General features: G+C 61.8%; 11 protein-coding genes. 4 read left to right on the top strand and 7 right to left on the bottom strand.

Annotated elements, in window-relative coordinates:
• Positions 1 to 3: 3 nt before the first annotated feature.
• The 3 genes from KO539_RS19650 to KO539_RS19660 are packed head-to-tail and all read right to left on the bottom strand — an operon-like array spanning position 4 to position 3928.
• Positions 4 to 1113, bottom strand: a complete 1110-nt coding sequence (locus tag KO539_RS19650; RefSeq protein ID WP_219311047.1) for an ABC transporter permease — start codon at positions 1111 to 1113, stop codon at positions 4 to 6.
• A 9-nt stretch (positions 1114 to 1122) separates the two neighbouring features.
• Positions 1123 to 2061 (bottom strand): ABC transporter permease, encoded by a 939-nt coding sequence (locus KO539_RS19655; RefSeq protein WP_034782513.1) that lies wholly within the window; start codon positions 2059 to 2061, stop codon positions 1123 to 1125.
• 28 nt (positions 2062 to 2089) lie between these two features.
• The gene (locus KO539_RS19660; RefSeq protein ID WP_255206213.1) at positions 2090 to 3928 is read right to left on the bottom strand and encodes an ABC transporter substrate-binding protein; all 1839 of its coding nucleotides are present in this window, start codon (positions 3926 to 3928) and stop codon (positions 2090 to 2092) included.
• 696 nt (positions 3929 to 4624) lie between these two features.
• On the opposite strand from KO539_RS19660, the gene KO539_RS19665 reads away from it, so the two are divergent.
• The 3 genes from KO539_RS19665 to KO539_RS19675 all read left to right on the top strand — a co-directional run bounded on the left by KO539_RS19665 (position 4625) and on the right by KO539_RS19675 (position 13392).
• Positions 4625 to 7336 carry a TonB-dependent receptor gene (locus tag KO539_RS19665; protein WP_225243473.1) on the top strand — a complete coding sequence of 904 codons (2712 nt, stop codon included), beginning with the start codon at positions 4625 to 4627 and terminating at the stop codon, positions 7334 to 7336.
• Between the two features lie 176 nt (positions 7337 to 7512).
• Positions 7513 to 10188 (top strand): TonB-dependent receptor, encoded by a 2676-nt coding sequence (locus KO539_RS19670; protein ID WP_257626359.1) that lies wholly within the window; start codon positions 7513 to 7515, stop codon positions 10186 to 10188.
• Between the two features lie 357 nt (positions 10189 to 10545).
• On the top strand, positions 10546 to 13392 hold the full coding sequence (locus tag KO539_RS19675; RefSeq protein ID WP_219311049.1) for a TonB-dependent receptor: 2847 nt from the start codon (positions 10546 to 10548) through the stop codon (positions 13390 to 13392).
• A gap of 74 nt (positions 13393 to 13466) precedes the next feature.
• On the opposite strand, the gene aroG is transcribed toward KO539_RS19675, so the two are convergent.
• Positions 13467 to 14531, bottom strand: coding sequence for a 3-deoxy-7-phosphoheptulonate synthase AroG (gene aroG / locus KO539_RS19680; protein ID WP_035828690.1), 1065 nt, complete (start codon positions 14529 to 14531; stop codon positions 13467 to 13469).
• A gap of 462 nt (positions 14532 to 14993) precedes the next feature.
• Between aroG and KO539_RS19685 the strand changes: the two genes are divergently transcribed.
• Positions 14994 to 17876, top strand: a complete 2883-nt coding sequence (locus tag KO539_RS19685) for a TonB-dependent receptor (protein ID WP_257626360.1) — start codon at positions 14994 to 14996, stop codon at positions 17874 to 17876.
• 234 nt (positions 17877 to 18110) lie between these two features.
• Here KO539_RS19685 and tldD read toward each other — a convergent pair whose 3' ends face one another.
• The 3 genes from tldD to KO539_RS19700 form a co-directional block, all read right to left on the bottom strand.
• Positions 18111 to 19571 carry a metalloprotease TldD gene (tldD, locus tag KO539_RS19690; RefSeq protein ID WP_219311051.1) on the bottom strand — a complete coding sequence of 487 codons (1461 nt, stop codon included), beginning with the start codon at positions 19569 to 19571 and terminating at the stop codon, positions 18111 to 18113.
• A gap of 157 nt (positions 19572 to 19728) precedes the next feature.
• Positions 19729 to 20529: a carbon-nitrogen hydrolase family protein gene (locus tag KO539_RS19695; protein WP_099400774.1), complete on the bottom strand. Its 801-nt coding sequence runs from the start codon at positions 20527 to 20529 to the stop codon at positions 19729 to 19731.
• Between the two features lie 30 nt (positions 20530 to 20559).
• On the bottom strand, positions 20560 to 24720 hold the full coding sequence (locus KO539_RS19700; RefSeq protein WP_374106460.1) for a YhdP family protein: 4161 nt from the start codon (positions 24718 to 24720) through the stop codon (positions 20560 to 20562).
• Positions 24721 to 24730 lie beyond the last annotated feature (10 nt).

The following is a 24730-nucleotide window of genomic DNA, read 5'->3' on the forward strand; positions in this document are numbered from 1 at the left end:
CTCCTATTTCACTTTGGGGTCGAGCGCATCGCGCAAGGCATCGGTAAACAGCGAGAACGCCGTCACCAGCACGGCCATCGCCGTGGCGGCGGCGGTCAGCTGCCACCATTTGCCCAGGATCAGTTCATTTTGTGCCTCGTTGAGCATGCTGCCCCACGAGACGGTACCCACCGGCACGCCAAAGCCGAGGAAGCTCAGAATCACTTCGGCCTTGATGAAGCCCACCACCAGAATCGACATTTGCACCAAGGCAACGTGGCTCACGTTGGGGAAGATGTGGGAAAACATCTTGCGCCAGTGCGAAGCACCAATCGCGTCGGCCGCCATCACGTATTCGCGCGCCTTGTGCTTGATGTATTCGGCGCGTATCAAACGGTACGGGCCCGTCCAGCCAGTCAGCCCCAGGATCAGTACGATGGTCAGCACGCCCTTTTGCTGCAGCACGGCCGCCACGGTGAGAATCATCAGGATCGACGGAATCGAGGTAAAGATGCTGTAGAACCAGTTGAAAAAGTCATCGACCATGCCGCCAAAGTAGCCGGACACGGCGCCAAAAATCGTGCCCAGCACCACGGCCAGCAAGGCGGCCACCAGGCCCACGACGATCGACGTTTCGCCGCCCTTGATGGTTTTCTGCAGAATGTCGTGACCCCACTTGTCGGCGCCGAACGGCAGGGTTGCCGCCTTGTGCGTGACGAGTTTCTTGGCCTTGCCCATGCCGGCGCGCAAGGCCGTCAAGTCGTCGGCCAGCGGGTCGGTGACGCCGTACATCTCGACGCCGGCCGATGGATTACTGCCCATCTGGGCGCGCAGTTCGGCGATATCGTCGGCCAGCGGGTCAAGCACGTTGACGGGCGTCGGCGCGCTGCGCTCATCCGTCACGGGCATCGCGCCATCGGCGGCGACGTCCTTGTCGGCGCCCACGAAGGTCGGCGGCGCATAGCTGACGGCCACTTCGTCTTCCCAGTTCGAGGCCACCAGGCCGCTGGCGGACGCCAGCACCAGCAGGAAAAAGGCGCCGACCACGGCCAGCGATACCATTGCAATCTTGTCGCCGCGCAAACGGCGCCACGCCAGGGCCCACAGGCCGGGCGATGTATGAGGTTTCGACATCGTCTCTTTCTACTTCAGTTGTACGCGAGGATCGACCGCCTGGTACAGCAGGTCGGTGAGCAGGTTGAAGAGCATGGTGGCGGCGGCAACGTACACGGTGATCGCCTTGATCACCGGAAAGTCGCTGCGCTCGACGGCCAGAATCACTTCACGCCCGATGCCGGGGATGCCGAAGAAGCGCTCGAGCAGGAAAGCGCCGATCAGCAGGGCCGGCAAGTTCGACATCACATAGGTAATGATGGGAATGCCGGCATTGCGCAGCACGTGCACCCACATGATGCGGCCTTCCTTGAGGCCCTTGGCGCGCGCCGTGCGCACGTAATCCTGGTTGGCCTCGTCCAGCACGAAGGTGCGGAACAGGCGCAGGGTCGGTGCGATGGAGACGGCCAGGCCGATCAGGATAGGCAAGGTGGAATAGCGCAGCAGGTTTTCCCAGAAGCTGTCGCCCCAGCCCTGCACGGGGAACAGACCCAGTTTATAGGCGAAGCCGTACTGGAAGACGATGATGTAGACGAGGATGGAAATCGACATGCCCACCGTGCAGGCGATCATGACGGCGCGGTCCGTCAGCGAACCGCGCACGAAAGCGATGGCCAGCGCCAGCGCCACGCCAAAAAACGTTTCCAGCACGGTCAGCGGAATCAAGACCATCATCGACGGCCCCAGGCGCGAGGTGATGATGTGCGACACGGATTCGCCCGTGGCCCAGCTTTGGCCGAAGTCGAACGTAACGATCTGCTTGATGAAGATCCACAGCTGCACGTAATACGGCTGGTCGACACCAAGCTGGCGGCGGATGTTGGCGATGCTTTCGGCACTCGACATCTTGCCGGCCAAAATGTAGGCGGGGTCACCGCCGACCCAGTTGAACAGGATAAACACCAGCAGGACCACGCCCAGCATGGTGGGCAGCATCTGCCACAGGCGGCGCAGGATATAAGCAAACATAATGATTCCTTGTTTCTATAAGCTGCGCTTATTTTTTAGCCGGGTCGGCAGCAGGCGCCACCGGCGCGCCCGTATTGTCGATATCCATATACGCCCATTCCTGGAACAGGATCGGGTGCTTCTTGTAGCCTTGCACCGACTTTTGCGCCAGCATGTTGCGGTAGCGCGCATAGCCGATCAGGGCGCCCGCATTGACTTCCAGGCGGCGCGCCATCTTGTGGAACAGCTCGTCGCGCTCGGGGCTGGCCGGCATGGCCTGGCTGGCCGCGTACCACTTGTCGTATTCGGGATCCTGGTAGCAGCCATTGTTGTTCTGGTGCGTGTTCGGGCCGTAGAACAGCTGCATGAAGTTGTCGCCGTCCGGATAGTCGGCCAGCCACGGCGCCGTGCGCGTCTGCATCTTGCACTGCTTTTCCGTCTTTAAAATGTCGGAAAAGATCATGCGGTCGTTTTCCATGCGGATGCCCAGCGAGTTGTAGGTCTTGCGCCACATTTCCGCCTGCAGCACGCCATTGGCTTCGTTGCGCGAAGCGTAGCGGATCAGCAGCGGCTTGCCGTCCGGCAAGGTACGCCAGCCATCGGCGCCCTTCTTGTAACCGAATTTATCCAGCAATTTGTTGGCCAGCACGGGATCGTATTGCAGCAGGGATTTGTAGTGCGGATCGTAGCCGACCACACCGGGCGGTATCGGATAGTCGAGGCGCTTGGCCTGGCCATTCCAGATGATGCGGATTTCCTCGTCGATATTGTGCGCCATGGCGATGGCGCGGCGCAGGGCAATCTTTTCCTTGCTGAAGCCACCGAGGGTCGGATCTTCCATATTCCAGTAGTAATAGCTGATCTCGGGATCGAGCAGGCGCGACAGTTGCACGCCCTTCTCCGCCAGCTCGGGACGCAGCTTGCCGTTGAGCAGCGCTTTCGGCGCCAGCGGGCCGTCGAGCCAGAACACGTCCGTGCCGCCGCTCTGGAACGACAGCCAGCGCGACTGGTCTTCGATCATCACGGAAATTTCGATGCGGTCGATGGCTGGAATGCGTTTACCCTGCATCTGGCGCACGATGCGCTGGTCGTCCGGGTCGTCGCCGGCCATGAAATTCCACGTTTCCGGCAAGTGCTGCGGGTTGCGGTTCAGGACGATGCGGTTGCCGCGCGTCCACTCACCGAGGGTGTAATAGCCGGTGCCGACGGGATTCGAACCCACTTCGCCCTTCACGTCGCCGTATTTGTCCACCACTTCGCGCGCCACGGCGGCTGTCGGCACGTAGGCGAGGATCATGGGGAAATTGAAATCGGTCTTGGTCAGCGTGATGCGCAAGGTGTACGGGTCGAGGATTTCCAGGCCGGCCACCTTCTTGTTGAAGTCGAGCTTGTTCGACTTGGCCGCTTCCTTGGCCAGATCATCGAGGCCCACCACCTTGCCTTCGAACAGCCAGCTGTGCGGCGAAGCCAGGCGCGGGTCGAACAGGCGCTTCCACGAATACACGTAATCGGCCATCGTCAGTTCGCGGCGCTTGCCGCCGAACGCGGCGTCCGGCGTGAACAGGATGCCTTTTTTCAGGCGGATGGTGTAGGTCTTGCCGTCGGCGGACACTTCCGGCATGGCGGCGGCCGCGCCGGGCACCACCTTCACGGGACGCGCCAGGTAATCATAGGTGTACAGGGTGTCGAAGACGGCCTGCGTGATGTGGTTCGAATACAGGTCGCGCGCGGTGGCCGGATCGAAGCCCGTCTCGGCGGCCGGCAGGATATAGCGCAAGGTTTTCACCGGCGCGCCCGCGGCAGGGGCGGCATCGGCGGCAACGGCCGCCAGCGGCAGGGTGGCCAGGCAGGCGAGCAGCGCCACGCGCCGCATCCATGGTGACTTCATGTAATACCCTTCATCTCGATTATCTGTCGCACCGTATTGGTGCGCTTGTACTGGCTTCCCCCTGGGATACAGGATTCCACCGCCAAAACCAGTCCATCCACGCAAGATCTATGCCTTGCTCATCGCCAGCCCCGTCCGCATGCAGGCGAGTTGGAAAAAGGCGTAACGATAACGCATATTTTGTCCGCCGGGCGAAAAGCCGCAGTGCTGGCGTGGCGCGCAGCCACGGCCGCCCGATCACGGGGAAAATCTTCCGCAGCGCAACAAAAGCCAGTCGCCACCATGAAAAAATACCTTGGTAGTAACCCTTACGGCCCCGAATGACAGCTGTTTTTATGGCAGTACGGAAAATATGCGGCGCACTGCAACATTGAAATAATTGCAAATATTGAAACAAGTCAATATTATAAAAAACACTGTTGTTTCCATGCCGAAAAAGCATGTGTGCGCGTTGACAGGGTTTCCCGGCAAATGGTCTTATCAATCACGGCAATGCACGATATGCCGTTTGACCCACAGCGATTGCCGACGCAGCAATCTTTATCACCCTGGCAAAGCTGTGCCGCACACAGGCCGGCCGAGCACACTTTCGGAGTTCTGAGAATGATGATGGAAACAGTGATATCCCGCTCCGTACGCCTGATCTTTTCGGGTAGCGTGGCAGCGCTCAGCCTTGGCATCATGGCTGCGCCGGCAATGGCACAAGACGCCAATGTGCAACGTGTGGAAATTACAGGCTCAAGCATCAAACGAGCCACGGCCGAGACCGCATCGCCGGTACAGCTCATCACCCGCGACGACTTGATGAAATCGGGCAAGGCCACCGTGGCCGAATACCTGCAAACCCTGACGGCCGATGGCGCCGGCTCCCTGCCGACGGGCTTCGGCAACGGCTTTGCCGCCGGTTCCACGGCCATCTCGCTGCGCGGCCTGGGCGCCACATCGACCCTGGTCTTGCTCAATGGCCGCCGCATGGCGCCGTTCGCGCGCGCCGATGACGGCCAGAAGAGCTTTACCGACCTGTCCACCGTGCCGATGCAGATCGTCGAGCGCATCGAAATCCTCAAGGACGGCGCCTCGTCGACGTATGGCGCGGACGCCATCGCTGGCGTCGTCAACATCATCCTGCGCAAGGACTTCGAAGGCCTGACCCTGAAGGCCGACACGGGCATCTCCGGCGACAGCGACGCCAAGCAGCACCGCGCCTCGCTGACCTTCGGCAAGGGCAACCTGGACACGGATAAATTCAATGTCGTCGTCAATGCCGAATACAGCAAATCGGACATGCTGATGAACAGCGACCGCGCCGGGCGCAAATGGATAGGCAAGGGCGACCTGCGCCCGTATGGCTATGCGATCAACACCCAGTTCGCCGGCGGCTACATCAACAGCAACAACGATGCGAATCCCTCGCCGACCGGCCTGATCCGCGACCCCGTCACCAACAACTATGTCTCCCTGCCCGGCTGCGCCACCTTGTCCGTGTCTTCACCGCAAGATCCGAAAGGCGGCTGCGTGTGGCACCACGACCAGTTCCGCTCGATGCAGCCGAAGATCGAATCGGTCAACCTGTACACGCGCGGCACCTGGCAAGTCAATGCCGACACCCAGGTGTATGCGGAAGCGGGCTACTCGAAACGCGATACGGCGTTCACCTTGATCCCGCCATCGGTCACGCCCACCGTCGCCTTCCCGCCGAACGCCGGCAACAAGGCGGGCGTCATCAACTACGCCAGCGGCGCCGGCACCAGCATCGTGCTGGCGGCCGCCCACCCGCAAAATCCGTATGGCGTACCGGTGCGCGTGCGCTACCAGGCTTTCGACGTCGGCCCCAGCACGCGCAAGGCCAACAACGAATTCAACCGCATCGTGCTCGGCGTCAAGGGCAATGCCATGGGCTGGGACTACGATGCCGGCTACACGCATTCGGAATCGAAGCTGCACCTCGATTACAGCAACATGCTGAACATGGCCGTTGTCAGGGATGCCCTGGGCGATTCCAGTCCGAACAGCAAGCATTTCCCCTACTACATCGGTGCGCAAGCAAACAAGAATCCCGCCTCGCTGTACGCGGCCATGGTCACCAACGCCACCTCCGATTCCACGACCAAGCTCGACATCATCGACGTCAAGGCCACGCGCGAACTGATGCAGTTGCCGGGCGGCGCCCTGGGCCTGGCCGTGGGCGCGGAACACCGTCGCGACAAGCTCGACAATCCCTCCCTGACCGGCACGGAAGACGGTTCCATCAACGCCAGTTACGTGGCGGCCAAGGGTGACAGCAAGGTCTCGGCCGTGTTCCTCGAAGTGCTGGCACCCGTCTTCAAGACGGTGGAACTGTCGGGCGCCTTGCGTTACGACAAATACGATCGTTTCTCGTCGACCACGCCGAAACTGGGCGCCAAGTGGACGCCGCTGAAAACCTTCGCCGTGCGCGGCACGTATTCGGAAGGCTTCCGCGCGCCGGGTCCCGCTGAAAGCAATGCCGATTCGCAATCGACGGGCACCTCGACCGTGACGGATCCCGTGCGCTGCCCTGGCGGCAACCGCCTGCCGGGCGCCAATGCCAGCGACTGTGAACTGCAAGTGGCGGCCGTCAAGGTCGGCGATCCCAGCCTCAAGCCGGAAAAATCCAAGGGCTACACCCTGGGCCTGGTGTGGGATCCGTTCAACGATACCAGCCTGTCGCTGGACGGCTGGAAGATCAAGCGCGAAAACGAGATCAATCCCCTGCCGTACAACGAAGCGGCCGCCCTGCCGACCGCCATCCGGTCCGACAACAACCTGACCATCAATGGCGTCGTCACGCCGAACACGGGTACTTTGCTGATCACCAAGGCGCCGTACCGCAACTCCAGCTTTACCGAGATCAAGGGTATCGACCTGGACGTCAAGCAGCGCGTGCGCCTGGGGGAGTACGGCCGCGCCACGTTCGGCCTGACCTGGACCCACATCGCCTCGTGGGTGCGGGCCGAGTCGTCCACCGTGCGCTACCAGTTCGCCGGCACGCATGGCAATTGCGACACTTCCAACTGCGCCGGCACGCCGAAGGACAAGATCAACCTCACCGGCTCGTGGGATCTGGGCAACTGGAATGTCAGCGGCGTGCTGAACTATCGTTCGGACATGAAGAATATCAAGTTTGAAGGCGATCCTTGCGCCTCCAAACTGGCCAACGGCACCCCGGCGCCGAACGGTTGCAAGCTCGCCTCGTTCACCACGCTCGACCTGTCGAGCCGTTGGAATGTCAGCAAGCAGTTGCAATTGTTTGCCTCAATCAACAACGTGACCGACAAGATCGCGCCGCTCGATCCGCTGACCTATGGTGGCATGAGCTACAACCCGATGGATGCCAGCGGCGCCATCGGCCGCTATTTCAAACTGGGCGCCAGCTACAAGTTCTTCTAAGCTGACGCAGGCAGCCTGACGCGAGGCGGTGAGCAATCACCGCCTTTTTTTGTTCCGACTGTGGCGCGCGGACACGCATCCACATGCCTATTGCGCAAACGCAAACCTTAGCTCCCGCGCGCCTGTAAAACTCCCTTGCAGGCCACTTGGCCAAACCCACGCCACAGGAGTGTCAGATGATGCCAACCCGCAGTCCCTTCCCTGCCTTGCGCCTGCTGTGCGCAGCCTTGCTCGGTGTTTATGGCCATGCGGCCATGGCGCAGGACACCGACACAGCCAGCACGCCCGCCATGCAAAGAGTCGAAGTCACCGGTTCCTCCATCAAGCGCCTCGTCGCGGAAACGGCGACGCCCTTGTCCATCTTCAAGGCCGAGGATTTCGCCAGACAGGGCTTGACGACGGCCCAGGAAGTGCTGGGCAGGATCCCCGCGAACGCGTCGAGCATGGGCAGCGGCAATGCCGTCGGCGGCAATACCAGCGGCTTGCCCACGGGCGGCCAGGCCAGCGCCGACTTGCGCGGACTGGGCGGCGACAAGACCCTGGTGCTGCTCAATGGCCGGCGCATCGCCAACCATCCGTATGACGGCGCCAGCGTCGACCTGAACATCATTCCCATCGCCGCCCTGGAAAGAGTCGAAGTGCTGCGCGACGGCGCCTCGGCCATCTACGGCACGGACGCCATCGGCGGCGTCATCAATTTCATCACGAAGCGTTCCGTCAACGTCACGAACATCACCGCCGAAATCATCGCATCCCAGCACAAGGGCGGCGACGAGCACCGCATCAACCTGTCGACGGGCTTTGGCGAGCTCGACACGGATGGCTACAATATTTTTGGCGTGCTCGACTATCACAAGCAAGAAGTGCTGACCTCGCAGGACCGCGCCTTCTCGGCCACCGGCATCATCCCCTCGCGCGGCCTGTCCATTACCAGCGGCACAACCTTCCCCGGCAATTACTTCGATGCGGCGGCCAATGGCGGCAAGGGCCTGGCCGGCAATCCGTACGCGGCCAGCGGCTGCCTGCCGCCGCTGTCGGTGCCGGCCGTGCCGGCGAACGGCACTTGCCGCCAGGATTACACGCGCCAGATCGACGACCTGCCGGCGCAGGAACAGCTGGCATTCTTCGGCAAGGGCGCCTTCAAGCTCGGCGGCGGCCACCTGGCCACGGTGGAATACCTGCATTCGGAAAACAAGGTGAAGGCACGCACGGCGCCGCCGCCGCAAACAGGCTTGATCCTGCCCAGCACGAGCCGATACTATCCGGGCAATGCGGGCGGTGTGCCGGCCCAGCCGGGCTTGTCGGGCCAGCGCCTGAGCGTCAACTGGCGTCCCGTCGAGGCAGGCCAGCGGCAAATCGATTCCACCGGCAAAGCCGACCGCCTGGTGCTGGCGCTGGAAGGGGAACTGGCGGGCTGGGATTACAAGACGGGGCTGAGCCACGCGATCAGCAAGTCGTCGGAAAAATTTACCAACGGCTATGTGCAGGATGCGAGCTTTGCCGCTGGCGTGCTGAACGGCATCCTGAACCCGTTTGGGATGCAGGATGCCCCCGGCAAGGCTTACCTCGACAGCACGGCCCTGCGCGGCGAAGTGCAGAACGCCAGGGTCACCACCACGGGCTTCGACCTCAAAGGCAGCCGCGACCTGATGCAGCTGGCCGGCGGCCCGCTGGCCATCGCTTTGGGCGGCGAAGTGCGGCGCGAAAAGGCCGACTTCAACGTCAACCGCGCCATCGCCGGCCAAGCCACCAGTTCCGGCTTGTCGGGCTCGCTGTCGAAGCGCGGCTCGCGCACCATCCAGGCCGTCTTTGGCGAAATCAACTTACCGCTGATCAAGGACCTGGAAGTGCAGCTAGCCGCCCGTTTCGACCACTACAGCGACGTGGGCAGCACCACCAATCCGAAACTGGCCCTGCGCTACCAGGCCAGCAGCGCGCTGGTGCTGCGCGGCTCGGCCAGCACGGGTTTCCGCGCCCCCACCCTGTTTGAAAAGAATGCGCCGCCGTCGAAGAACGATACCAACGACAGCTATGACGACCCGATTTTGTGCCCCGGTGGCGTGCCGCAACCCGGTGCCAATCCCTTGCGCGATTGCGACTTGCAGCAGTTCAAGCTACAAGGCGGCAATGAAAACCTGAAACCGGAAAAATCCACGACTTTCGCCTTCGGCCTGGTGCTCGAGCCGATCAAAGAAGTGACCGTCGCCATCGACTACTGGAACATCCATTTGAAGGACAAGATTGCCTCCTTGCCCGAGCAATCGATCTTCGGCAACTACGAGAAATACAAGGCCTTGTTCCTGCGCAATCCCGATGGTTCGCCGTACGCCATTCTCGACCTGAACGATAACCTCGGCGAAGTGAAAACCGACGGCATCGACGTCAGCCTGAATGCGCGCCTGGCACGCGGCGCGTATGGCGATGTCAGCGTCACGGTCGATGGCACGTGGACCCACAAGTACGACTACCAGAACGAACGCAACGGCGCCTTCATCGCCAACGTGGGCCGCTATGCCGACAACAATCCGGTATTCCGCTGGAAGCACACGGCCACGCTGAACTGGCGCAAGGGCAACTGGGGCGCCACCCTGTCGCAATCGTTCAAGTCGCGCTACACGGACCAGAACCTGGTCGAGCCGCCATACCGGCACGATGTGTCGTCGTACAGCCTGCTGGGACTGTCGGGCAGCTATGCGTGGAAGGGCTTGCTGCTGACGGCCGGCGTGAAGAACCTGCTGGACAGGGAGCCGCCGTTCTCGAACCAGGGCACCTTGTTCCAGAAAGGCTATGACCCGCGCTACACGGACCCGGTCGGGCGTGCGTATTACCTGCGCGGCAGCTATACGTTTTAAGGGGAAAAGTTCAGGTCGACAGATAAAACAGGCAGCGCTGGCAACAGCGTGCCAGCGACAGAAACGCGGCGCCATCAGCGATGATGTGCGCCGTTTTATTTTACGCATCTGAGCAGGACTGACAAGGGTTCACGATACTTTATTGCTGAAGGATTATAAAAAAAACAGGAAAATGTTGCATTTTGTCCAAAAAGTCCGCACGAAATTGACAATCTGAATGGTGAATGTTTTGATGAGGGCCCTGAAAATTTACAGAATTTTCATTGGTGGATTTGTAAAAAGGCAAATAAATTGTTGGCGAGCAACAAGTTATTTCAAAATAATTGCCGCCTTTATCACAATAACAAGGAATTTCAGATGATGATAGAAAATGTAATATCGCGGTCGCTGCGCCTGATGTTTGCAGGCGGCATGGCCCTGAGCATGCACACCGCGTATGCGCAAGAAACAACAGATGGCACCATGCAACGCGTGGAAGTCACGGGTTCGAGCATCAAGCGCATCGCTTCCGAAGCGTCGCTGCCGGTGCAGTCGTTCAACCAGAAAGACATCAAGAAAACCGGCGTCACCACGGTGACCGATTTCATTCAGCAGATTCCTGCGATGCAGGGCTTCTCCGTGGCCGCCGATTCGGTGGGCGGCGGTGGCGGCGGCGTCACCACGGCCTCGATCCACGATATCGGCGCAGCCTACACGCTGGTGCTGCTGAACGGCCGCCGCTTGGCGCCATCCAATTCCGGCACCACCATCGACCTGAACTCGATCCCCCTGTCGGCCATCGAGCGCGTGGAAGTGCTGACGGACGGCGCCTCGGCCCTGTATGGCGCCGACGCCATCGCCGGCGTGGTCAACTTCATCCTGAAAAAAGGCGCTTCGCCGCTGGAAATCAATGCCAAGTACTCGCGCCCTGAAGAAAAAGGCGGCGCCAGTAATTCGATTTCGATCAGCAAGGGCTTCGGCGATATCGACGAAGACGGCTACAGCATCTTCGTGTCGGCCAGCCATGACGAACAAAAATCGCTGAAAGCATCGCAGCGCAGCTTCGCAAAAAGCGGCATCATCAATTTCAACGATCCGAAAACCGGCAAGGCGCTGCAATTCATCAACGGTTCCTCGCGTTCGTCGGCGGCCAATGCCGCTGCCACCTACAACCGTACCGATGCAAACGGCAACGTGGTGATCAACCCGGAAACCAACAAACCGTTCGTCGACAGCGTCAACCTGGCCAATCCGTATGCACTGGCCCATGGCGGCAAGTGCGCGCCAAGCAATATGGACTTCTACGGTGATGGCAACTGCTATTTCGACTCGCCGTCCACCATTGAAATCAATCCCGAATCGAAGCGCGACTCGCTGTTCAGTTCGGGTACCGTCAAGTTGGGCAAGACCGGCTGGCAGGGTTTCTACGACTTCGCCTACACCGAAGCGAGCATCAAGGCCAGCATCGCGCCGTACCCGGCCGATTTCTCCATTTCCCCGGATTCGCCCCTGTTCAGCAAATACATTGCCTCGCAGTTGAGCCCGTCGCAGCTGGCCAATGCCGTGAGCGGCGTCGCCAAGTACCGCCTGTCCGAAATGGGTAACCGCGTGTACGACTACGGCAACAAGGCGACCCACCTCGTCGGTGGCGTGGAAGGCAGTGCATTCGGCTGGGATATCAACACAGCCGTGACGTACTCGAAAAACAAGCAAACGCAGGACTACGTCAGCGGCTTCCCGCTGTCCGACAAGTTCAACGCCCTGCTCGACGCCGGCACTATCGACCCGTTCGCCTACCCTGTGGGCGCCATGCCGAACGCCATGCGTCAGGCCCTGCTGGGCACTGGCTTCAGCGGCACCTACAACACGCAAACCGTGGAAATGAAGGGCGTCGACGGCCGCGCTTCGCGCCCTGTATTCTCGCTGCCGGGCGGAACCGCCATGCTGGGCGTGGGCGCAGACTACCGCAACACTTCGTTCAAGATGCAACAGGCGGACGTCGCCAAGCAGGCGCAAATCCTGTTTGACAATGCGCAAGTCGACAGCGAATACGCTCGCGACAATGCGGGCGCGTATGCTGAACTGATGCTGCCGATTTCGAAAAAACTGGAAGTGACCGGCTCGCTGCGTTATGACCAGATCGGCGCCATCGACGACAAACTGACGGGCAAAACGGTAGGCAAGAAAGAAAACGCCACCACCTGGAAAGTCAGCGGCAAGTATTCCGCGACCAAGAGCCTGATGTTCCGCGCCGCTGCCGGCACCGGCTTCCGCGCCGCCAGCATGCAAGAAATCGCCGGACCGCTGGAAGACTGGGGCGTCACGGGCGGTAACTACCAATGCCCATTGACGGCGGCAAACGGCATGGGCGGTCACCCGCTGGCCAGCTACTGCAGTGGCGTTGGACGTCAGCAATTCGAAGCCTTCCAGGGCGGCAATCCTGAGCTGAAGCCGGAAACGTCGAAGCAATGGAGCATCGGTACCGTGTTCGAGCCAATCGATAGCTTGTCGATGTCGTTCGACCTGTGGAACGTGGAAATCCGCGACCAGGTCACGGCGGTTTCCGAAGGCTTGATCTTCAACAATCCAGCCAAGTATGCCAACCTGTTCACCACCAAGCACATCACCTCGACGGGCCTCGACGTGCTGGCCATCAAGCTGCTGCCGATTAACATCGGCAAGGTGGAAAACCGCGGTATCGACTACGACTTCACCCACAAGATGAAGTTGCTGGACGGCCGTCTGACGAGCCGCCTGATGGGTACCTACCTGCTGCGTTCGCGCTACACGACACCGGGCACCGATGATCAGTGGGAAACCAGCCTGAATCGCTACGGCTCGAACGACAAGGTCAGCTTCCGCAACATCATCCGCGCCACCACCTCGTATGAGACGGCCAAGTTCACGCATACGCTGAGCGCCAGCTACCGCAATGGCTACACGGACAAGGAACAGACGGTCGACGATTGCGCCGTGATCGTCGCCGGCAGCCCTGGCGAATGCTATGGCATCCAGCTGGAAGTGCCGAGCTACACCACCTTCGACTTCCAGACGGCTTACCGTCCTTTGAAGAACGTGGAAATCACAGGCGGCATCCTGAACCTGTTCGACCGCAATCCGCCATTCACCCTGCGCAACACGGGTTCGCATCAAATTGGCTACAACCCATCGTACTCGAGCGCCCTGGGCCGCCAGTTCTATCTGAGCGGTTCCTACAAGTTCTAAGCTCATCGTGAGCTGAAAACTGAAAAGCCCGGAAAGCTTAGCTTTCCGGGCTTTTTTTCATGCTGCGCGGCACTTTATTCCGCGTCGCCCTGCAAGCGGCGCTGCTTCACGGCCGCCGCCAGGTTTTCCAGCACGGCCACGCTGGCGCTCCAGTCGATGCAGCCGTCCGTGACGGACTGGCCATAGATCAATTCCTTGCCCGGGATTAAATCCTGGCGCCCCGCCACCAGATGCGATTCCACCATCACGCCGACGATGCGGCCATCGCCGCCTGCCACCTGGCTGGCGATGTCGGCACACACGGGGATCTGGTTTTCCGGTTTTTTCGAGCTGTTCGCATGCGAAGCGTCGATCATCAGGCGCGCCGCCAGACCTTGCGCCCCGATGGCCTTGCACGCCTCGTCCACGCTGGCCGCGTCATAGTTCGGGGTTTTTCCGCCGCGCAAGATGATGTGGCAATCCTCGTTGCCATTGGTCGAGACGATGGCCGAGTGGCCGCCCTTCGTGACGGAGAGAAAATGGTGCGGCTGCGAGGCGGCCTTGATGGCTTCCACTGCGATTTTCACATTGCCGTCCGTGCCATTCTTGAAGCCGACGGGACAGGACAATCCCGACGCCAGCTCGCGGTGCACCTGCGACTCCGTCGTGCGTGCGCCGATGGCGCCCCAGCTGATCAGGTCGGCGATGTATTGCGGGCTGATGACGTCGAGGAACTCGGTGCCGGCCGGCAAGCCCAGCTCATTGATATCGCGCAACAGCTCGCGTGCCATGCGCAAGCCGTCGTTGATGCGGAAGCTGTTGTCCATGTACGGGTCGTTGATCAGGCCCTTCCAGCCCACCGTGGTGCGCGGCTTCTCGAAGTAGACGCGCATGACGATTTCCAGTTCGCCGGCGAAACGCGCGCGCTCCTTGACGAGCAGGCGCGCATATTCCATCGCCGCCTTGGTGTCGTGGATGGAGCAAGGGCCGATCACCACCATCAGGCGGTCGTCCTGGCCATGCAGGATACGGTGCAGGGCAATGCGGGCGCTGGCGGCGGTCTGTTCGGCTTGCTCCGAGCAGGCGAATTCGCGGATCAGGTGGGACGGCGGAGTCAATTCCTTCATTTCGCGAATACGCAAATCATCGGTGCGGGGCATCATTTTCTCCAAAATTTAAGGAAGGGTAAAACATCTGGGTAAAAAAAAACCGCCATCAGTGGCGGTTTTTTAGAATTTGCTGGGATCTCGTGTTGCTGCTACGTGAACCGACCGCTACTCCACCGCCTTTGGGTTGGAATTGCTAAAGTAAAAATAAGCGGTAAAAAAGTGGCGAGCGAACATGCGAGTCATCCGTAAGTGATGAACGACTATAAACCTAAATTGCAACGGTTGGCAAGCATATTTGTCGGCAAAGCCGCATGCCGCCGCCGTTTTACACTGCACAACACGCAAAAAAGCATAAAAAGTTGCGCGCTGCCGATACCCGCCTGTTCGCCCCTACTGCTGTGCTCGTCGTGGCAACCACGCCACGCCAGCCATTCTATCGACGACAAGCGGGGCGCTACTTGATCTAGATCTAGTCCCGGCATCACCTCACGGATAAAACTCAAGGACGTATCGATGACCTTTGACTGCCTGACCTTTCCGGAGAACCGCATGATCCCTACATCATCCCTACAGTCCGCTGCCTTTTCACCACCCAGACTGAGCCTGGCACTGGCCAGTGCGCTGCTGAGTCTACCCGTCCTGGCACAGGACGCCGCGCCGATTGCCCGCGTGGAAATCACCGGCTCGAACATCCGCCGCGCGCAAGCGGAAACGGCTTCTGCCGTACAAACCCTGAACGCGGCAGACATTGAAAAGTCGGGCAAGTCCAGCGTGGCCGAACTGCTGCAGACCCTGGCCGTCGACAACCAGGGTTCCGTCCCCACCACCTTCGGCAACGGCTTTGCCGCCGGCGCTTCCGGCGTGTCGCTGCGCGGTCTCGGCACGGCCTCGACCCTGGTGCTGCTGAATGGCCGCCGCGTCGCGCCGTATGGCCTGGCAGATGATGGCCAGAAAGTATTTGCCGACCTGAACATCATTCCCCTGGAAGCGGTGGAACGGGTGGAAATTCTCAAGGATGGCGCCTCGGCCATCTATGGCTCCGACGCCATCGCCGGCGTCGTCAACGTGATCCTGCGGCGCGACTATCAGGGCACGGCCATCAAGGGCAACTACGGCAAGACGAAGGAATGGGACGGGCGCGATGCGCGCGCCGCCATCACGCACGGCTTCGGCGACATCGACAGCGACCGCTACAACGTGCTGTTGAACCTCGAATACAGCGAAAAGGCCGCCATCTGGAACCGCAACCGGGCCGGGCGCGGCGCCATCGGGCGCAGCGACTTGCGCGACCTGGGCTTCAGCGCGCAGGAATCGCTCAGCGGCGCGGGCGCCATCACCACCAACAATGCGGCCGGCAGCGCCGTCAACGGCAATGTGCGCAATCCCGACACGCTCGACTACTACAACCGCGGCAACCTGGCCGGCGCGGATTTTACGCGCACCTTCCCCGGCGCCGCCTGCGGCAACTTCACCACGCATCCGCAAGGTGATCCGGGCGGCGGTTGCCTGACCGATGCCGCCCAACAATACGGCCAGATCCAGCCCAAGCAAAAGAACATCAATTTCTTCGGCCGCGCCGCCTGGCAATTGACGCCAGCGCTGCAAACGTATGCCGAATTGAACCTGTATCACAGCAAGTCGAACTCGGCCACCACGCCATCGACGGTCAGCGGCTCGGTCGGCTACCCGGGCGGCCCTGTCAGCAATGCGGGCGTGTCGCTGGGTGCAGCCCATCCGGACAATCCGTATTTCGGCACGGCGGCGCGGCTGCGCTACCTGGCGGCCGACGTGGGGCCGCGCCTGTCGGAAGTCAATTCCACCTTCACGCGTTTTGTCGCCGGCATCAAGGGCAGCGTGGCGGGCTGGGATATCGACAGCGCCCTGCTGTACTCGCAAAACAAGGTGTCAAACGACCTGGACGGCTACCTGCAGCGCGACGTGGCCTTCGCCTTGCTCAACCCGACTGCCGCCAATGTGGCGGCGGCCAGCCTGAACCCCGCGTATGCGGCCCTGCCAGCCGGCAGCCTGTGGCGCATCGCGGAAAACGCGGGCCTCAATTCCGCCGAGCTATACGCGGCCCTGTCGCCGCGCATCTCGAATGACGCCAAGACGCATATCGCGCAGATCGATTTCAAGGCCAGCCGCGAATTGGGCAAGCTCGACGGCGGCAGCCTGGGCGTGGCCGTGGGGGCGGAATTCCGCCACGAATCGACGGAACTCAAACCCACCACGGGCACGGAACGGGGCAATATCATCGGCCTCGGCTATTCCGCCTACAAAGGCAGCCGCAATGCCTCGGCCATCTATGCCGAGGTGCTGGCGCCCGTGCTGAAGACCGTGGAACTGTCGGGCGCCCTGCGCGCCGACCATTTCACCGACGTGGGCAATTCCTACACGCCGAAAGTAGGCGTGAAATGGACACCCGTGCGCGAACTGGCCCTGCGCGGTACCTTCGCCAAGGGTTTCCGCGCGCCCAGCGCGGCAGAAAACGGCGTCGGCGGCCTTGCAGCATTCTCCACCGCCAGCGATCCGCTGCGCTGCGCGCTGGGTGTGGAAGTGGCGTGCGATCCAGCGGCAATCGCCGTCATCACCTCGCCCAATCCCAACCTGTCGCCCGAGCGTTCGCGCAGCTATTCCGTGGGCGCCATCTGGGACCCTCTGCCGCGTACCAGCATTTCCGTCGACCTGTGGCAAATCCGCCGCAAGAATGAAATCAACCAGGAGCAAACGGATGCGGCCATTGCCGCCGGCAACGTGGCGCGCGACCCCACGACGGCCACCGGCATTCCCGGCGATCCGGGCGCCATCACGGCCGTGCTGGCCAACTATGTGAATTCGGCGCAAACGACGGTGCGCGGCATCGATATCGACGCGCGCCAGCGCTTCAGCCTGGGCAGCGACTATGGCAGCCTGGTGTTCGACGTGAAATGGACGCATCTGTACAAATGGCTGCGCACGGAGCAGGACGGCACGCAGCGCGATTTTGCCGGCACGCATGGTAATTGCGACGTGTCCAACTGCATGGGCACGCCGGACGACCGCATCAACCTGGGCGCCACCTGGGAACGCCAGAACTGGCGCGTCACGGCCAACGTCAATTACCGCGCACCACTCGACAACGTGCGGTTCAAGAATGACCCGGACGGCTGCGCCACGCATTTCGCCGACGGCACCGATGCCCCACACGGTTGCCGCATCGCCTCGTTCACCACGGTGGACCTGACGGCCCGCTGGCTGGCCACGCCCAAGCTGGAAGTGTTTGCGACGGTGCAAAACCTGTTCGACAAGATCGCCCCGCTCGATCCGCTCACCTATGGCGCCACGGGCTACAACCCGCTCGACTATGCGGGCGCGGCAGGACGGTTTGTCAGCGCGGGGGTGAAGTATAAATTCTGAGATCCAGCAGCTGTCTTGGCGCGGCCGGTAGTTCGCTTGATGGTGATGTCGGGTTACGCGCTTTGCGCTAACCCGACCTACACGAGCAGCATGCCAAAAATGTAGGTCGGATTAGCGGGGCCTAGCCACGCGTAATCCGACAACTACGCAAACGCCATGTCAGAAAAAAGTAGGTCGGATTAGCCCGGAGGGCGTAATCCGACAATCGCGTTGGCCGCGCAGTGCCCAAAAAAATCAGGCCGTCCCGCCAACCGTAATGCCATCGAGACGCAAGGTCGGCTGACCCACGCCCACGGGCACGCTTTGTCCCTCCTTGCCGCACACGCCCACGCCCGAATCGAGGCGCATATCGTTGCCGATCATGGAGACGCGGTTGAGTACGTCAGGGCCGTTGCCGATCAGGGTCGCGCCCTTCACCGGGTAGCTGAGCTTGCCGTTTTCAATCATGTACGCTTCGCTGGCCGAAAAGACGAACTTGCCATTCGTGATGTCGACCTGGCCGCCGCCGAAGTTGACGGCATACAAACCGTTTTTGACGGAGGCGAGGATCTCTCCCGGATCCTTGTCGCCACCGAGCATATACGTGTTCGTCATGCGCGGCATGGGCAGGTGGGCGAACGATTCGCGGCGCGCATTGCCCGTCACGGGCATTTTCATCAGGCGCGCATTCATGGTGTCCTGGATGTAACCCTTCAGGATGCCATCCTCGATCAGGGTCGTGCACTGCGTCGGGTTGCCCTCGTCATCGATATTCAGCGAACCTCGGCGGCCGGCCAGGGTGCCGTCGTCGACCACGGTAACGCCCTTGGCGGCCACGCGCTCGCCGATGCACCCGGAAAACGCGGACGAGCCCTTGCGGTTGAAATCGCCTTCCAGGCCATGGCCGATCGCTTCGTGCAGCAGGATGCCGGGCCAGCCAGGACCCAGCACGATGGTCATGGGGCCGGCGGGCGCCGGGCGCGCGTCCAGGTTCACCAGCGCTGAATTAACGGCGTCCGTCGCGTATTGTTCCAGCACGGCATCACTAAAATAGTCATAGCTGTAACGCCCGCCGCCACCGGCCGAGCCCGTTTCGCGGCGGCCATTCTGTTCCGCGATCACGGTCAGCGAGACGCGCACGAGAGGACGGATGTCGGCCGCCAGCACGCCGTCGCTGCGCAGCACCAGCACCACGTCGTATTCGCCGGCCAGGCCCGCCATCACTTGCACCACCCGGGGATCTTTCGCCCGCGCCATCTTTTCCACGCGCTCGAGCAATTGCACCTTGGCCGTGGCATCCAGCGAGGCAAGCGGATCGTTGGGCAGGTACAAGGAACGTCCACCCTGCGCAAGCATCTGGCCCGCGATCTTGATTTTGCCGGCGCCGGCGCGCGCAATGGTGCGCGTGGCCGCCGCCGCTTCCAGCAGGGCCCGCTCGGAAATGTCGTCGGAATACGCAAACGCCGTCTTGTCGCCGGACACGGCGCGCACACCCACGCCCTGGTCGATGGAAAAACTGCCCGTCTTGACGATGCCCTCTTCCAGGCTCCAGCCTTCGCTCCTGGTCGACTGGAAATACAGGTCGGCATAGTCGACCTTGTGCGTAAACATCGTGCCCAGGGCTTTGAGCAGCTTGTCTTCGTCCAGGCCAAACGGCGTGAGCAGGATATCGCGCGCCACGGCCAGGCTCGACAGATTGGGTTCAAATGGCTTCATAACTTTGCACTCGCTAATTATATTCAACTCATTCTCAGTACCTGACAGAAGCGTAGCGAGCGGCAGTGATTTGTGGCCGAGAAGCGCAGCCGTGCTTGAGCACGGTGAGCATCGCAGGCCGCAAAGCGCGACGCGCAGTAGCTTATGTCAGGTACCCTCACATAGTGCGGTGCGCCAGGGCTGGCAGCGACTCGCGCACGCCGGCCAAAAACAGCAGGTCGATCTCGCCGCTGACCACGCCCTCGCCTTCGGGCAACACGGCTTTCACTTCGCCCCACGGGTCGATCAGCATGCTGTGCCCCCATGTGCGGCGGCCGTTCGGATGCAGGCCGCCCTGCGCCGAAGCCAGCACATAGCACTGGTTTTCGATGGCGCGCGCGCGTAGCAGCACTTCCCAGTGGGCGCTGCCCGTCGTATGGGTAAACGCGGCCGGCACGACGATCAGCGCGCAATCGCCCATGGCGCGGTACAGCTCGGGAAAGCGCAGGTCATAGCAGATGGACAGGCCTACCCGGCCGAACGGCGTCTCGATCGAGCGCACCTGCGCGCCGGGCACGATGGTGCGCGATTCGTTGTACGACTCGGTGCCGCGCGTAAAACCGAACAGGTGGATCTTGTCGTAGCGGCCGGCCGGCGCGCCTTGCGGGTCGTACACCAGCGTGGTATTGAGGACCTTGCCCTCCTCGCCGGAAATCAGGGGCAAGGTGCCGCCGATCAGCCAGATGCCGTGCTGGCGCGCCATCTGCGCCATGCCGTCCTGGATCGGGCCGCTGCCGGGCTGTTCCGCATGGGCCAGCTTGTCCGTTTCCTGCTTGCCCATGATGGCCCAGTATTCGGGCAATACCACCAGTTGCGCGCCAGCGGCGGCGGCCTGCGCCACCAGGCGCCGCGCCGTGGCCAGGTTGTCGTCCACGGAAGGCGAGGAAATCATTTGTACTGCTGCGACTGTATGCATCATTGCCACCTTTTCTCCATTCGAACGCCTCGCCTATTTCGCCACGGCCTCCACGGCTGCGGCGGCAGGCACGGCGACAGGATCCAATTTACCACCATCGAGCTTGGTCACGACGGGCGATTTCCACGGGCCGGCGATCTGCATGTGATAGGTGAGCGCCTTCATCACGGGTGCGCGCAGGAACAATTGCGCGAGGAAACTACCCAGGCCGATGACGGGGTTGACGGCCAGCGCATACACGAGCGGCCCCGTGCCCAGGTTAAATTCCGGGATCACCACCACGTGCAGATTCGTCGTTTCATTGGCGATATCGGCCGTGCCATCCATCAGCACGGTGGCCGCCACGCCATGCATCTTGAGGTTGTCGGTGGTCACGACACCGCGTTTGATGCTGGCATTGGCCGTGATGCCGTCGAAGGCCAGGCCTTCGGAAAACACGTCGTGGAAATCGAGTTTCAGCAAGCGGGGCAAGGCTTGCAGGCTGAGCACGCCCAACAGCTTGGCCGCGCCCGGATCCTGCTTGAGGAACTGGCCCGATTCCACGTTCATCTCGATCTGCCCCGACAGGGTGGGGATATCGAGCGAATACGGCAAGCCGTTCCAGGCGATGTCGCCGCTCAGGCGGCCTTTGCCGCGGCGCACCGTGTCGGCAAAGCCGAAACGGTCGAGCAGTTTGCCCGCGTCGACGATATCGAGGCCGAAACGCAGGCTGGTCGTGCTTTGCCCATCCTTGATGACCCATTTGCCATTGCCGCTCAGGGCGCCATCGGGATTCGATAATTGCAGCTTGCCCACGCGCCACTCGCGCCCGCCCGCCGCCATGGTGTTATAGGCTTGCAACTCCAGCCGGCCGATCTTCTTGTTGAACAATTCAAATTGCTCGGCAACGATATCGAGCGAAGGAATCGACTGGGCGCCGCTCTTTCCCTCCAGCAAATTCTTCACGTCGTTGGCGGCCGACTCCGGAATGATCAGCGACGACAGGCGCGCCGTCATCTTGCCCAGGCCCGACGGCGTTTCCAGCCAGGTCACATAGCCCGACACTTGTTTCGCATCGATATTGGCTTGCCACACATCCTTCTGGTGCGTGGCGCCCACCACCACGTTTTCCAGCTTGCGCTCACCCAGCATCAATTCGCTGGCACGGGCCGCCATCATGTCCGGCACCACATATTGGGCGATATCGGGCGCATCGTCGGCGGCGCCGCTGTCGGCGGGCGCCGTGGCGCTGCCGGCGATCTCGCTGCCGGCGGCGATCCAGCTGTCCACGTCCAGGGTTTTCATATTGACGTTGAACATCATGCCGCTGTCCGGCTCTGGCGCTGGCACGTTCACGCCGATGCCGCCGCGCACCAGGCGCCAGGCGTCCTTGCCCTGCTTCTGGCGCTGGTAGCGCGCAGCGATGCCGGATCCCAGCGCGATGCGGATATCGTCCGTGCGCAGACCCGCGCCATTGGCCGCATTGCCCGTCAGGGTGAATTTCACGGGCAGGCTGTCGCCGGCCGGTTTTTTCAGGGGGGCGGGGAAATCCAGGCCCAGGCCCGTCAGCGGCGACTCGACATTGACCACCACCTGATGATCGCGCGCCGTGATCAGGCCGCTGTAACGGGCGCCGCCACTCAAGTGTTTTGCCAGGCGCTGCAGCACGGGCGCCGGATACGTCTTGCGCAAGCCATCGATGGTCATGTTGCCGGCAATCTTGACCTGGATGGTATCGTCCGCCTGCGTGCCGCCCGAAATGGCCAGCGGCCCGCCCAACAGGCTGCCGTTCAAGCCATTCAGGTTGACGCCCTTTTCAGTGAATTCGATCTTGCCCTGCGTGCCCAGCACGGGAGGCATGTCGTGGAACAGCACCACGTCGTTGCCCGCCAGCTGCAAGCTGCCTTGCACGGTCGACTCGAGCATGCGCTCTGTCGGCAAGTGCAATTTGAGGGCCAGCCTGGCGTTGCCCGTCGCCGTCGTTTCATCCGTGAAATGCTCGATCCAGCCCAGCACGGGGCTGGCCGTCACGTACTTGAGAAATTCCTGCATCGGGCCAGCTGCGTTGCCTTCAATATCGAGCAGGGTGTCGAAGACGGTCAGGTCGGGGATCACGGCTTTGACATTCGTCAGGGCCACGCCGCCCGTGGTGGCCGTGTCACCGCGAATTTCCATGCGCGCCCGTTCAAACACGAAACTGCCCTTGATCTTGTCCGCCTGCGGCCACAGGGGTGCCTTGCCGGCCAGCGGGCCGCTTTCCGCGAATTCGCCGGGCGCATAGTTCAGGGTGCCATTCTCGATCTTGCCGGCCACGCGGAAGTCGCCGCGATTGCGCTGGGCCGGCGTATCGCCCTTGAAGGGGAAATGCTCGAGTTCGCCGCGCAGGCGCAGGCTGACATCACTCGCCACGCCGCCTTCCAGCGCGCCCGTCAGCCAGTGGCGCAGGTGCTCGGGCGTTTGCAGGGGCAGATAGCGGCCGATGGTGTTGATCTGGAAATTGTCGATGCTGCCCGTCAAGTCGACCTGGCCCAGATTCTTGCCATCGAGCGGCAAACGCTGCGAGCCATGCAAGGCAACTCGCATGCCTTGTTGATTTAAATCAAGCCTGTCCAGGTCGACTTGCAGCATATTGTCTGCTTGGAAAGCCCAGCGTGCCTCCATTTCGAATTGTTCGAACGGCAAGGCGGGCTCACTCAAATAGGAGGCCAGTTGCAATACCAATCCCTGTGCATCGATATCGATCTTGCCGCCCTTGTCACTGGCGTCGAGACTGCCAGTCAAATGATCGAAACCGGGGATAGCCGGTGCAGCCGCCTGCGCGGGGCTGGTCGCCGTCTTCGCCACAGCCAGGCGCGCCGGCTGCGCATTCAGCCCAAGATCGATGAGCTTGCCGCGCAAACGGTAGCTGGCCGGCGTCGCCATCTCGCCTTCCCATTGCGCCGAGAAATCCTGCAAACGCCCGCGCGGCGCCAGGGCGTCGAGGCGCTGGCGCTGCTGTTCGCCCAGCGGCAGCTTGTCGGCCAGCGCGGCCAGGGTGTGCAGATCGAGCGACTTGGCCGTGATTTCCGTACGCGCCGGCTTGCGTTTGGTGGCGGCAACAAAGCGTTCGGACAGGGTCGTGGGCGGCAGGCTGAGGCCATCTCGGGTTTCCACCGCGAAATTCGTCAACTCGACCTGGTGCCCATTCGCGCCAAACGTCGGCTTGCCGTCCGGCACCTGCGCCGACAGTTCTTCTTTTGCCGAAATGCGTCCGCTGACGGACAACAGGTCGAGCGGCGCGATATGCTCGCCCAGCTGCGCCGTCACATCCGTCAAGCCGACATCGGCCGTGAAGCCGGCCAGGCGCGCGTGATCCAGGCTCAACCAGGCGCGCAGGGCGCCCTTGCCCTGGCTCAGTTCGAACGGGTAATCGAGGTAGCGGCGCCAGGCGGCCAGGTCGGCATTTTTCAGGTCGGCGTACAGCTCGCCTTTCCACATCGACACGTCGGAGATGCGCGTACTGAAAGGCGGGTGCGTGAAGTGAGCGCGCACATCGATGGGCGCGGCCAGGCTGGCGGGCGGCGTGGCTTGCAAGCCCAGCCGGTGGCTGCGCCAGCGGTTGCGCAGCAACACGTTGACCTGTGATAAAGCCAGCTCGGGTGTGCCGCGCGCTTCATCCGTCCAGCGCACCTTGCCGTCGCGAATGATGATGTCATGCTGCGACAGCAGCCAGTCGGCGCCCTTGCCATCGCTGCCCTGCGTGCTGTCGATCAACACCCCGGCCACGTACAGCTTGCCATCCTTGCTGCGCCGTACGTCCAGGTCGGGCCGCGTGATTTCCAGGGTTGTAAAACGCACGGAACCGAGCACGCTCCACCACGACACGGTGGCCGATATGCTCGGCAGACTCAGCGCCTGGCGCCCCGCCTGGTCGCGCAGGGTCACATCGCCGAGGAAAAGATTCGGCCGCACGCCATGCCACGAGGCATAAATACGCGCAATGCTGACAGGGTTGCCCAGCGCGCGGCTGGCCGCCCGCTCGATATCGCCTTTGTAATAATCGATATTCGGCAGAATGGCGTAGCGCAGGAATAAAAATAGCACGGCGAAGGCGAAATACGCCAGCAGCACCAGTTTGATGGTAAAACCCAACACATGGTGGGTAGCCAGGTTGGCCATGCGATAGGCGGCACGCAGCCGCTGCCAGCGCAGGGCCAATGGCACATGTTCTGTCACGCTTGCTTCT

Source organism: Janthinobacterium sp. NKUCC06_STL (assembly GCF_019345455.1).
GTDB lineage: Bacteria > Pseudomonadota > Gammaproteobacteria > Burkholderiales > Burkholderiaceae_D > Janthinobacterium > Janthinobacterium rivuli.